The organism is Sorangium sp. So ce381, from assembly GCF_051473845.1.
GTDB lineage: Bacteria > Myxococcota_A > Polyangia > Polyangiales > Polyangiaceae > Sorangium > Sorangium atrum.
This window is the reverse complement of record NZ_CP150336.1, coordinates 4,780,113-4,792,989: the sequence shown is the minus strand read 5'-3', so window position 1 is coordinate 4,792,989 and position 12,877 is coordinate 4,780,113. Positions and strand designations below refer to the sequence as shown.

At 75.2% G+C, this 12,877-nt stretch carries 6 protein-coding genes; all 6 read right to left on the bottom strand.

Annotation, left to right across the window (positions count from 1 at the left end):
* Positions 1–40 precede the first annotated feature (40 nt).
* Entirely contained in the window at positions 41–1,324 is a 1,284-nt protein-coding gene (locus WMF29_RS17955; protein WP_437330005.1) for a PEGA domain-containing protein, read from the bottom strand.
* Positions 1,321–4,086 (bottom strand): FG-GAP repeat domain-containing protein, encoded by a 2,766-nt coding sequence (locus WMF29_RS17950; RefSeq protein WP_437330004.1) that lies wholly within the window; start codon positions 4,084–4,086, stop codon positions 1,321–1,323. Before WMF29_RS17950 ends, WMF29_RS17955 begins: the two co-directional genes overlap by 4 nt.
* Positions 4,087–4,088: 2 nt before the next feature.
* The gene (locus WMF29_RS17945) at positions 4,089–5,861 is read right to left on the bottom strand and encodes a serine/threonine-protein kinase (protein ID WP_437330003.1); all 1,773 of its coding nucleotides are present in this window, start codon (positions 5,859–5,861) and stop codon (positions 4,089–4,091) included.
* Positions 5,862–5,986: 125 nt separating this feature from the next.
* On the bottom strand, positions 5,987–9,265 hold the full coding sequence (locus WMF29_RS17940; protein ID WP_437330002.1) for a protein kinase domain-containing protein: 3,279 nt from the start codon (positions 9,263–9,265) through the stop codon (positions 5,987–5,989).
* 30 nt (positions 9,266–9,295) lie between these two features.
* Positions 9,296–10,750, bottom strand: coding sequence for a sigma 54-interacting transcriptional regulator (locus WMF29_RS17935; protein WP_437330001.1), 1,455 nt, complete (start codon positions 10,748–10,750; stop codon positions 9,296–9,298).
* Positions 10,751–10,813: 63 nt separating this feature from the next.
* Positions 10,814–12,241: a hypothetical protein gene (locus WMF29_RS17930; protein WP_437330000.1), complete on the bottom strand. Its 1,428-nt coding sequence runs from the start codon at positions 12,239–12,241 to the stop codon at positions 10,814–10,816.
* Positions 12,242–12,877: the final 636 nt, after the last annotated feature.

Genomic DNA, 12,877 nt, shown 5'->3' with positions numbered 1-12,877 from the left:
GGTCCGAGCTCGCGGGGACGACCTGCGGCGAGACGGAAATCTAGAAGCGCCCTCGGATACCGGCCGACAGAACTCCCACCGTGAACTCCGCCCCCACCCCGGGATCCCGCGGCGGCGGCGCGGCGGGAGCGGCGGAGCCAAGGCCCTTCGGCTCGTCGAACGCGAAGAGCCCGAACCCCACAGCGGCGGCCAGGAACGACACCCCGCCCGCGACGGCCGCCGCCGCGCCGAGGCTGCCGCGCGCGTCGACCGCGGCGTTGTAGCGATCCCGCTCCGACGGCGTGAGCGAGCCCGCATCCTTCCTGTCCCGCAGCTCGACCGCCTCGCTCTGGCTCGCGAGAGTGAGGCCCCCGAGCACGCCGGTCGCAACCGCGCCCGCCGCGCCCACGCCGAGCGCCGTCCACGCGGCGACTCGGCGGGAGGTCATGCGGAGATCGGCGTCGAGCGCCACCGCCTGCTCGCGCGTCACGCGGAGCTCCCGCCGGAAGAGCTCGTATCCGGGCAGCGAGACCTCGACGACATGAACCCCCGGCTCGATCGCGATCGCTCCGGCCGTCGGCGCCGTCCCCCTCACCTGCCCGTCCACCGCGATGCGCGCGCCGCCCGTGCCGGTCACCCGCAGCTGCGCCGGCTTCACCCGCAGCACGACGTGCCGCGGCATCAGCTCGCCGGCGACCGCGACGACCGTGAGCTCTTCGTCGTAGTGCCCCGTCGCCTGCACCCGCACGCGGTGCGGGCCAGGAGCGACAGGCGCCACGAGCGGCGCCGCGACGAACGGCTGGCCGTCCACCGACACCCGCGCCCCCTCGGCCGGCGACGACAGCAAGAGCCGCGTCCCGCCCGCGGCCGGCCTCGCGGCGGTCGCGGGGCCGCCGCTCTCTGCCGTCGAGCCCTCGCCGCCCGCAGGCGCCGCGCCCTCGCCGGCGATCCGCGCCTCCAGCGGCACGAGCGATCCGAGGGCCGTCACCGCCTCCTCGCGGCGCGTCGCCTTCGGATCCTGGCGCAGGTACTCGCGGTAGAGGGCGATCGCGCGGCGCAGCGCGTCCGGCGACGGCTCCGTGAGGTACTGCCGCCGGAACGCCTGCGCCGCCGAGAACAGGAGCGACGGGCTCGGCACGCGCTCGTGCGCCTCCAGGAACGCCTCCGCTGCGACCTGGTACTGGCCCGCCTCGTACGCCTGCGCGCCGGCGTTGAAGTAGTTCTCCGCCTGCGCGACCTGCTCGGGCGTCGGGCGCGCGTCCGCCCGGGCGGCGGCAGGCGCCACAGCGAGGCTCAGCGAGGCCCAGAGGAGCAACGGACGGAAGGGGCGAGCCGCCGCCCTCATTGCAGCACCGGCTTGCCGCGGAACACCTTCAGGAACGCGGAGCTCATCGCCACCGCGAGATCGTCGACGCCATCCCCGTCGACGTCGCCCGCGACCAGCGCGACGAAATCGCTGCCAGCCTCCGGCGGAGGGCCGGGAAAGGCGGTCTCGAGGCGGCGAAGCGCCCGCGCGCCGGCGTCGAGGTCGTAGAGCTCGAGCCGCCCGGGCCCGGCCACGGCGACCTCGAGCGCGACGTCGGCGTCGGCGTTGAGCAGCGCCACGGCGAGGCCCGCGCAGACCTTGTCGCCCTCGCAGGGCTCCGGGGCGACGAGCTCCGTCTCGTCGAAGCCCCCGCCGGCGCGGCCCCAGAGCGCGACGATCTCGCCGCTGTCCGCGCGCGCGAGGAGATCTTGCTGCCCGTCGCCGTCCAGATCCGCGACGAGGGGGCGCGGCGCGTACTTCGGCGGGTTCACGTCCTCGACGATGGCCTTGAACACGTGCGCCGTCTCCTGCCGAGCCGCCTCGACGAGCTTCTCGCCGTCGGCCGCATAGAGCGCGAGCTCGCCGTCGTTCAGCCACACGAGCTCGTCGCGGCGGTCGCCGTCGGTGTCGATCGGCGCGAGCACGCACGCGTCGCACGGCGGCGCCCCCTCGCCGGGCCGGCCGGACGCCTCGGCGCGCAGGTTGTCTCCCTCCGGCGAGACGGCGATCAGCCAGAGCTGCGTGCCTTCGGGCACGGGCCCCGGCCCGCCCTCGACGGCGAGCTCCGTGATCGCGGCAAGGCGCTGCTGGGGTTCGCCGTCGGCCCCGGCCGCGAACATGCCGCCCGCGACCGCGAGGAGCCTCACGGGCAGGATGGAGCTCGACGCGCCGCTACCAGGCGGCATGCCAGGACCAGGCGGCATGCCTCCCGGCGCTCCGGGAGGCGCGGCGAAGTAGAACGGCGCGCGGATGAGGCGATCGCGGCCCCCCTCGATGAGCGCGAGCCCGGAGCCGGAGCCCACAGGCGCGTCGGGCGGCCGCGGGAGGCCGCGCAGGGCGAAGAGCTGCACGCCCGTGGCCTCCTGGAGCACGCGGCCCGCGACGAGGCCGCTGGCGAGATCGAGGCGGCCGTGCCCGGCCGGCGCGGAGGGCGCGGCGAAGGCGTTGCCATAGGCAATGTCGAGCCGGGTCGAGGGCTGCGGAGACGACGGCCGCGCCTGCTGATCGAAGTAGGCGATGTCGTTCACCCGATCGCCGTCGAAGTCGCCGACGGCGACGTAGTGAGGCGGGCACTGCGTCGCGACGCGCTGCGTGTAGAACGTGCCGTCCGAGGCGCCGGTGTAGACCGTGATGTCGGGCAGCTGCGTCTCGGTGGCGACGATATCGAGGTGGCCGTCGGCGTTCACGTCGGCGGCGATCGCCTCGCACCCTCCGCCGATGGAGCCGCAGACCGGCGACTGGAACGGCGCGCCGGGGCGGCAGTCGAGCGGCACGAGCTCTGGTCCGGGGCGGTCCGCGTCGAAATCGCCGGCGACGAAGATCCGGTCCGGATCGGCGAGCGCGGCATCGAGCTCCGCGTCGTCGAGCGAGAGCGCGCCCGTGCGCTGATCGGGCGAGCCGGAGGACGGAAGGCTCGGGGTCGAATGGAAGCGCCCGTCGCCGAGGCCGTACGCGACGTGGATCTCGCCGAGATCGCCGTGGATGGCGTTCACGACGATGTCGAGGAAGCCGTCGCCGTTCTGATCGTGCACGGCGAGCGACGCGTTGACGTCGCGGATCCTCGCGCCGCCGCCGAGCTGCACCTCGGGCAGCGCCGCGAGCGCGTTCGAGCCCGCGGGGCCGCACACGGCGTAGATGCGGATCCGATCGTCGCCCCGCTTCGCCACGATCGCCTCGTCGCACGGCTCGGTGTCCGCGGCGGCGTCCCCGTCCAGATCGGCGGCGACCGCTGCCACGATGTCGCCGGGGGCCACGACGTCGCCGTCGAGCGTCTGCGGCGTCGCGGCCGGGTCCGACATGACGGCGAGACGGCCTGGGCCGGCGCTCGCCGGCGGCTCGCCGCTCGCACCGCCGCCGTTCGCGCCACCGGTCGCGGCGGCTGCTCCCAGGAAGATCAGCGCGGCGTCGCGGCCGCGCAGCCGCGCCGACAGGAGGCGCGCGGCCTCGCTGTCGAGGCGCGTGGTCGCGTAGAGCGTCGGCGCCATGGCCGCGCTCTCGGAGGCGGAGAACACGAAGAGGCCGTTCGCGGCGCCCCCCTGCGCAGCGACCACGTCCCCGCGCCCTGCGACGATGAGCTCGAGCTGACCGTCGCTCGTGAGATCGCGCAGGATCGGAGCGGGTGACGTCTCCTCGCTCGACGCCGCCCGGGCGATCGGGAGCGCCTGCTCCGCCTGCGCGCACAGGCCAGGGGCCTGGCTCGGGAGCGCCGTGATCGTGGTGCTCTCGAGCGTCGTGTGCACGAGCTCGTCGCAGCCGTCGGCGTTGATATCGCCGGCCGAGAGCTCCATCGCCGTGACCATGGTGCGCGCCGAGAGCTCCTCGAACACGCCCGTGGGCCGCCGGCAGACGCCGTCCGCGCCGCACCCGTAGCCGCCGGGGCACACGAACCCTTCGGCGCCCCCGCAGAGGTAGCGGCACTGGTGCGCGCTCCCGGGCGCGCCGCAGCCTTCCTGCCCGTCGCAGGCCTCGTCAGGCGCCTCGACGACGCGGTTGCCGCAGACGTCCTCCTCGAGCAGCGAGAGGTTCGCGCAGCCGGCCACCGCGATCGCCAGGACGACCGACACTCCGTGAGATGCCTTCATGGTCAGGGGGCTCCGCGGAAGCTGTCGAACGCCGGCTTCTCCAGATCGGTGTGGAGCTTGCGCGGACGGCTCGCCCGGACGCCCGACGACGCCGTGGTCGGCGCCGCGCTGGCTGCCCCGGCGGCCGGTGCGGGCGGCGCCGATCCATCCGCGGCTGCGCCCGGAGCCGCCTGGAGACCGGGCGCGGCGCCTGCGACGGGCGACGCGCCCGAAGGCTCCGCGGCGCCGGCCGGCGCGCCGGTGGCGCCCGCGCCGGCCAGCGGCGCACCGAGGGGGCCGACGGCGCTGGACGGAGCGCCGGTGACGTCTGCGGCGCCGGGCGGCGCGCCCGTGGCCGCGGTCGGGGCGGCGTCACGGATCGAGGCACCTTCGCCGCCGGGGCGGAGCCACGCGATCGCCCCGGCCATGGCGCCGCCGAGGACCAGCACGGCGAGCATCCCGGCGCGGCGGGCACGGGTCCTCGGCGCCTGGACGGCTTCCGGGAGCGGTGCGAACGCCGCCGTCGGGGCGGGCTCGGCGAGCGGGGCGAGCGCCGCCGTCCGGCCGACCTCGGTGGGCGCCACCGAGCCCGGCGGCATGGGCTGCGTGCGCCCCGGGGCAACGGCCCCGCTCCCGCCAGGGCTGCGCAGCGTTCCGGAGGAGCCGCCGTTCCCGGAGGCGCCGCTCCGGGACGCGCCGCCTCCGGCAGCGCCGCTGCCCTCCTCCGGATCGAGCGCGTCGACCACATCGGTCGCCGCCTCGGAGCTGACGTCCTGCGACCCGACGGACACCACGCGCGCGCTGCTCCGGGGCCGCGACGCGCCCCCGCCGTCGAGCCCCTCGAGGCCGAGCTTGCGCACCTGCTCGACGAACGCCTGGACCGCTGCGCCCGCCGACGGCGGGCGATCCTCGGCGCGCTTCGCCAGCATCGCCGTCACCGGGGCGTCGAGCTCGGGCGGGAGATCCGCGCAGATCTCTGACGCCCGCGGAGGCTCCTGGAGGAGGTGCATCATCATCACGTCCATCATCGACTCGCCCTGGAAGACGAGCGTTCCCGTGAGCACCTCATGGGCGATCACGCCGAGGGCGTAGATGTCCGAACGATGGTCGACGCCCTTGCCGCGGACCTGCTCGGGCGACATGTACGCGGGCGTTCCGACCGCGACCCCCGTGGCCGTCTTGTGGGCGAGCGCCTCGTCCGCGAGCTTCGCCACGCCGAAATCGAGCAGCTTGGGGAAGTAGCGGCCGCCCTTCTCGATCGCCACGAAGATGTTCTCGGGCTTCAGATCGCGGTGCGTGATCCCCGCCGCGTGCGCCGCGTCGAGCGCGTCGGCGATGCCCTCGAGGACGGGGACGGCGCGGCCCGGGGAGAGGCGCCCCTCGCGCCGGATCAGCGCGCCGAGCGTGAGCCCGTCGAGCAGCTCCATGACGAAGTAGTGCCGCCCGTCGACGACGCCGAACGAGAAGATGTCGATGATGTTGCGGTGCCGGATGCGGTTCACCGCGCGCGCCTCGCCGACGAAGCGCGAGACGACGGTCGGGTCGGACGCGAACCGCCGGTTCAGCACCTTGATCGCGACCCGCTTGCCGATGAGGGGTTGCTCTCCCGCGTAGACGTCGCCGAACGTGCCCGCGCCGAGCAGCCGCTCGACGCGGTACTCGCCTAGCATCGTGCCGGGCGGGAGCTGCGCGTCCTCCTCGGAGAAGGCCTCGTCCGGCAGCAGCGCGTCCCCGTGCTCCGGGCAGGTCGCGACATCCTCCGGATAGACCGAGCGACACGCGGGGCAGGTGGCCATCGACCGTCACGCCAGTCTAGGCGCCATCGCCAGCCATGAACAGCGCGGCGAGCGGGAGGAAGCGCGCCGCGCCGCAGGGTTTCCCGATGCAGCGTGGCCTGAGCGCATCGCCGCGGCGAGCTGCCCTACCGCGGCCCCGCGAGCCGCCGCATGTCGTCGAGCGCCGGCACGGGCTCATCCGCGATGGCCCACGCCTCGATCACCTGCCTCGCCAGCGCGCGCGCCTCGTCCACCTTGCCTCGTCGCGCGGCCCGGCGCGCGGCGCGCACCGTGGCGAGGCTCGCGCCGCCGAGGTGGCGCTCGCCCGCCGGAACGGCCTTCTCCAGCCGCTCGACGAGCTCCATCTCGCCCGTCCGCTCGAACACAGCGGCCATGGCGTCGGCCATCACCGCCGCGAACGGCCCCGGGTCCCGCAGCAGCGGCCGCCACGCCCTCGCCGCCCCGGCGTGGTCCGCCCGCGCGACCCACTCGGCGCCGTCGATGAACGCGTCGGTGCCCGGCAGGATGCCCCCCGAGAGCCTCGGCCGCAGCGCGCGGAGCCGCGCGAAGCACCGCCGCGACGCCGCCGCCGTGGCGTGGGCGCAGAGGGCCGCGATCCGCAGCGGGACGTCGATGTGGTGGGCGCCGTCGAGCGGCGTCGGCTCCGGATCGAGGAAGCGCTCCACCGCGCGATCGGCGACCTCGCCGGCCCGGCCCAGGATCAGGCCGATCTCCAGCGCGCGCCACGCGATCTCGAGCCGCTGGACGCGCACCCATCCGGCGTCCTCGGCGGAGGGGATCATCGCCCGCGTCGCCCGCGCGAGCGCGGCGCCGAAGCGGGCCTCGCTCGCCTCGACCCGGAGGAGCAGGAGCTCGCTCTCGACCCGCTGGCTCGGGTATCCGCCCGCGGCGAGCGCGAGCGCGATGCCGCGCGCCTCGCTGCGCGCTCCGATCGCGAGCAGCCGGCCGGCGAGGACGTCGGCCACGTAGGCGTCGAGCGGCGACAGCGCGTGAGCGCGCCGGGCGAACGCGAGCGCCCGCCCGGCGTCGTCGGGCAGAGGCTCCTCGAGCAGCCACGCATAGCCGTCCCAGGGCGCCCACGCCTGCATCGCGCGCAGCGCGCTCTCCGCGCTCGCCGTGCCCCGCGTGACGGTGGCGAGCTGCACCCAGGGCGCGCAGAACTCTCCGGTCGGGTTCTTCGGCTCGATCTGCACCGAGAGGAGCGAGAGCTCGGCGGCGCGGCCCGCATCGAACGGCTGGAGCAGGCACGACGCGGTCGAGGCCAGCGTCGACCGCCCCCACGACGACGGCTCCTGCTCGAACCGCCGCACGAGCTCCGCGGCGAGCGCCGGGTCGTCCACGCGATGGGCGAGCTGGTCGATGCGCGCCCGCGCCGCGAACGCGCCGGGCGAGGCCGCCTCGGCCGGCGGGAGCGCGATCGCCGGCGCGGGCAGGCCGAGGACGAAGGCGCACCGGTAGCGCTCTCCGGGCCCCATCTCCGCGAGCGCGCCGCCCTGCGCCTCGACCCGGGCGCACTCCTCCGCGAGCCCTCCGGCGTTGTGCACCATCGCCATCGAGAGATCGAGCAGGGCGAGGGCTCCGTCGACGTCCCCGGCCCGCGAGAACTCCGCGACCGAGGGGTCGAGGCGCGCCGCCCTGGGCAGGTGCCCTGCCTGCACCATCGGGGTCATGGCCTCGCGGACCGCCTCGAACAGCGCCCGTCCGGCGCCCTGCGCGCGGGTGATCTCCGCGCCGTCCGGTCCGTGCAGCCGCAGGGCGACCCGGAAGGCCGCGCCGTCGCGGACGACCTCGCCGTCGATGTGCGCCGCGGCGCGGCGGCGCGCTGCCTCCACCGAGCGCGCGCGGGCCTCCGGCGCCGCGTAGGGATCGACAGGGAACCGATCCACCGGCGGGTGCGGGAGCGAGAGCAGCTCGGCCGGCACCAGGGTGCGCGCCGGGCTGCCGCCGAGGAGGATCCGCGCTCGCTCGCACACGGTCGCCGCCGCGGCGGCGCCGAGCCAGCCCGAGGGCGCGTCGACGCCCGCGGCGTCGAGCACTGGGCAAGCGAGCACAGCGTCCGGCGCGTCGAGCGGCGAGCGCGGCGTGGTGCGGGGTGACGCCGCCTCCGGTGGTGCCCCGGGCGGCGCCTTGAGCGCCGCGGCGAGCGCGAAGGCGGCCAGCGCCGCGGCGGCGCCGCCGAGCCCGATCTGCCAGCGCGCCCGCCCGCCAGACCGAGGCGGCGTCGCAGGGACGGCTCCGGGTGCGATCGAGACGGCCCCGGGTGCGATCGGGATGGCTCCCGGAGCGATCGGGATGGCTCCCGGAGCGATCGGGATGGCTCCCGGAGCGATCGGGATGGCTCCGGGCGCGATCGGGATGGCTCCGGGTGCGACGGAGACGGTCCTGGTCGCGCCGTCGCGCCCCGCCATCGCGCCCTCGCGCTCCTCGATGGTCCTGGTCCCGCCATCGCCTCCCGCGTCAGCCACCGGCGCGCGCTCGCGCCCTTCGGCTGGCGCCTGCGGGGCGGACCAGGTCGCTTCGAGCGGAAGCGCCGCGCTGGGTTCGCCCAGCGCTCCGGCCAGCGCCTCCACCGCGGCGACCGCGCTCGCGAACCGCGCGGCAGGATCGACCGCCGTCGCTCGCGCGAACCACGCATCGATCCCGGGCGGCAGCGAGACGCCCCGGCGCGCGGCGCGCGCCGTCGCGGGCTCCACGGGGCCGGAAGACGCGGCCAGCGCGAAGGCGATCGGGTCCTGGCTGCGCGCCGCCTCGTCCTGCCAGTAAGCGCTCCCGACGAGCAGCGTGAAGGCGATCATCCCCAGCGCATGGATGTCGGCGGCCGGCGTGAGCTTGCCGCCGCGGAGCTGCTCCGGCGCCATGTAGACCGGCGTGCCCGCCGCGGCCGTCGACTCGAGGCCGGCGCCTGCGTCGAGGACCTTGGCGACGCCGAGATCGAGGATCTTGAGGCGGGGCGCCTCGTGCTCGCGCCGCTCCAGGAAGAGGTTGCTCGGCTTCAGGTCGCGATGGACGATCCCGAGGCGGTGCATCTTGTCGAGCCCGAGCGCCGCCTGCCCGAGCCAGCGGAGCGCGTCGGCGGGCGAGCAGCGCCCCTTGCGCGCGAGCCGCTGGGCCAGCGTCTCGCCCTCCAGGAGCTCCATCACGAGGAAGGGCGTCGACGTCTCCCGGTCGACCCCCGCGTCGACGACGTCGACGAGGAACGGGCTGTCGACCCGGCCCGCGACCCGCGCCTCCAGCGCGAACCGCCGCCGGAGATCGGCGCGCTCGATCGTGTGCGCGTGCATCACCTTGAGCGCGCGCCGGCGGTCGGTCTCGATGTCGACGGCCTCGTACACGGCGCCCATCGCGCCCGCGCCGAGGCGCCGCACGACGCGGTAGCGATCGGCGATGAGCGTCCCTCGGACCAAAGCGCCCGCACCTCCGGCCGAGACCGCGATCTAGCGCCGGAACTGCTCGGGGTCGATCCTGTATCGCTTCAGCCAGCGCTGGATCTGCATCCGGGCCTTGCCCATGGCGCGCGCCACCGCGGTGACGTTCCCCCGGTGCTCGACGAGCAGCGCCACGAGCTCCGCCCGGCGCGCGTCGCCCTCCCCACCCGCGTCGCCCTCTCCCTGCGCGTCGCTCTCGCCTTCGCCCTCCCCCTCGTCCCCGCTGTCGCCGCCGTCGCGGCCTGCCGCGCGCGCGACCTCGTCGGGCAGGTGCCGGGGCTCGATCGCGCCGTCCTGCGCCAGCACGGCCGCGGTCGTCACGCACTGCGCCAGCTCGCGCACGTTGGCGGGCCACCGGTACATCAGCATCGCGCGCGCCGCGTCCGGGTGGATCTGCACGCCCGCCGCGCGCTCCGGCGCAGCGCGCCCAAGGAGCTCCCCGAGGATCAGGCCCAGGTCCTCGCGGCGAGCGCGGAGCGGCGGCAGCTCGATGACGTACCCCGAGAGCCGCGCGAGCAGGTCGGCGCGGAACTCGCCCAGCGCAGCGAGGCGCTGGAGGGGGCGGTGCGTCGCCGCGAGCACGCGCAGGTCCACGCGGACGGGTCGCGTCGCGCCCACGGGGCGCACCTCCTGCTCCTGCAGCACGCGCAGCAGGGCGGCCTGCGCGGCCGCGGGCAGGTCGCCGATCTCGTCGAGGAAGAGCGTCCCGCGGTCGGCGCTGCGCACGAGCCCCGGGCGGTCCTCCGTGGCGCCTGAGAACGCGCCCTTCCGGTGCCCGAACAGCTCTGCTTCGACGAGCTCGCGGGGCAGCGCGCCGCAGTTGACGGCCACGAGATCGCCCGCCCGCCCCGAGAGCGCGTGGATCGCGCGCGCAATCACCTCCTTGCCCGTGCCGGTCTCCCCCTGGAGCAGGACCGGGATCGCGGAGCGCGCCACGACCGCGAGCTGCTCGAACGCGTCGAGCAGGGCAGGCAGGAGCGAGGCGAGGCCGGGCGCCGGCGCCGCGTCGGGCGCGCCCTCGAGGATCGCCGGAGCGCCGGGCGGGTGCGGCAGGGCGTCGCGAAAGACGAAGAAGGTGCGGCCGAGCTCGATGAGGTCGCCGTCCGCGAGCTGCGCGTGCTGGAGCGGGGCCCCGTTGACGAGGCTGCCGTTCTTCGAGCCGCTGTCCTCGACCACCCAGCGGCCGAGGAGCCGGACGATGCGCGCGTGCCTCGAGGAGAGCCACGGATCGTCGAGGCGGAGGTCGAGCCGCCGGATCGAGCCGTCCCGCGTGGGCTCGATCTTCCGGGCCGCGCCGCGCCCGATCGTCACCTCGTCCACCTCGTGGAGCGCGACGCGCGCCGGCGGCGCGAGCGGCCGGTGGCTCTCCAGGACCAGGAACAGGAACGGGCTGCTGCGCCCTCCGGCCGGGGCCCCCGGCCCCCTGCTCACGGAGAGGGTGCTGCTCTCGAGCCCGCCTGACACGGATCCTGGGTACAGAGCCCGACCGGCGCGGTCAATCCTCGCGCGCGACCCGCGCGGCGCGGATCAAGGCCCGGGGGGCGAGAGCTGCGCGAACGCGTCCTGACAGCGGATCAGGTCGCCGGCGAGATCGCACGGGTGGTTGAGGAACACGGTGATCACGTGGTTCCAGGGCGTCCGTCCCGAAGCGGCGGCGCAACCGTAGTAGCTCCCGTTGCGCTCTCCCTTGCAGACCCGGGCGAGATCGGGCCGGGGCGGCGCCGCGGGGCTGGAGAGGCAGGCGCCGGGCGGGTTCCCGAAGCAGCCGGCGTCCCTGCCGGCGCACAGCCTGTCGGTGAAGTGCGCCATCGGACGGGACCAGACGTTGCTGTAACAAGCGTGCTGGCCGTTCGAGAGCATCTCCCCCGGCGGACCCGGGTTCGCGGCCCCGAAGAGGTTTCCGTAGAACGCGCCTTCCCGGAACGTGAACACCTTGTTCTCGGGCGCGGGGTAGATCGCCGCCGCCCCGGCGGCGATCACGTCCGCCGTCGCGGGGGGAGCCTCCGCGGGATGGGGCGAGGCCACCATCACCGCGAACGACGACGGGCCGGGGACGCCCGGCTCAGGACAGGTGAAGCTCACCTCACGGGTGGTCCCAGAGCGCCCGTCCACGCTCAGGACCCCCTCGGCGACGAGGCCCGAGTACCACGGACGCGGCGCCATCGTCCGATGATCGCAGCCGTGGATGCCGTTGCACACGCGCACCATGAAATAGGGAGTGGAGGCGCTGGCGGGGCCGCCCGGCTTCAGCACGACCCGCGCCTTGGGCGTGCACGTGCCGACGTGGCGCCCGGCCCAGCCGCAGTCGCGAGCGGGATCCCCCGCGGCGGCGCCTGCGGCGCAGGGGGCATTGAGGCTCTTGATGGGCGGGTCGCCCGCGTCGCGGTACTCCGTCTCCACAGGCACGACCGGCAGGAGCGGAAAGAGCGCGCTGTCCTCGTCGCTGCGCGTGGAGAGGCGGACCTTCCTCCCGAGGGCGTTCGTGCGCGCGAGGACGCAGGCCGACACGACCTCCTGGCACGCCGCGCTCGGCGGGCGCTCGAACCAGTCCCCGTGAGGCGAGGCGGCCCCGCAGAGGCCGAGCTCGCCCTCCCACGCCGAGACGCGCCGGCCTGGATCGAGCGCGCAGGAGACGACGTACTTGAGCAGCGATCTCGCGTTGGCGTTCAACTGGGGAGACGCGAGGTCGTCCGCCAGCGAAGGGTCGCCGAGGGCGCTGGAGCGGAGCAGGTCGAGGAGGGGTCGGTCCTCCAGGAGCGCGCCGGCGGCGAGCGCCTGGGCCGGCAGGCTGTTCCGGGGCATCAGCGCTTCGAGCGCCTCGGAGACGAGCTCGGGCGGCGCGTCGCCGCCGGTCCAGTCGGCGCCGGGATCCCAGGAGGCGCAGCCGGCCACGCCCGCGGCGGCGCACAGCGAAGATAGCCAGACGATGCTCATGCGCGACGTGCAGGTGTTCATTGCGACCTCCATTTCATCGGCTTTCTCGGCTCGACGGTGAGCGCGCCGGAGAAGATGCCAGAACAACCCCGGTCACGGCAGTGCGAGTCGCAACCGCCGTGCCACCTGCCCCGCCCGGGGCGTCGGCCAACGAGCCCTGGACAGCGGCCTCGTAGCTTCGCTTCACGCGCCACTACGGCGTTCCACGAGATGGGGCCAGCGCGAGCCTCCGAGGGTCCAGTTCTACCTGTTGCACCTGTTGCACCTGTTGCGCTACCTGTTGCACCCGCTCTGTGGTGCCCTCACCCGCCGGGCGGCTACCGGCTCGAGCGCAGGCGTCACGTCGGCCCGACCTGGATCCCCCGGTCAGAAGCTAAACCAGGGTCCTTCGTGGACGTCCGCGGTCACAATTGCGGGCCGACGGTTTCTTTCGTGTAGCCCTCCTCCGCGCCGTCCGCAAGCTCGTCAGTCGTTCGCGATCCAATCGCTGAGGCAGCCTGCGCTGTCGGACGGTCCGTGCGACGTGATCTACGGCTTCACGTCGTGCGGCCGCATCGAGCGACGAGCAAGATTGGGAGAGCTCGGCGAAGTTCGCGAGCACCTGAGAGAAACCTGCTCATGGTCCAGGATCCGACCGGCAGAATAGATCACGTCTGG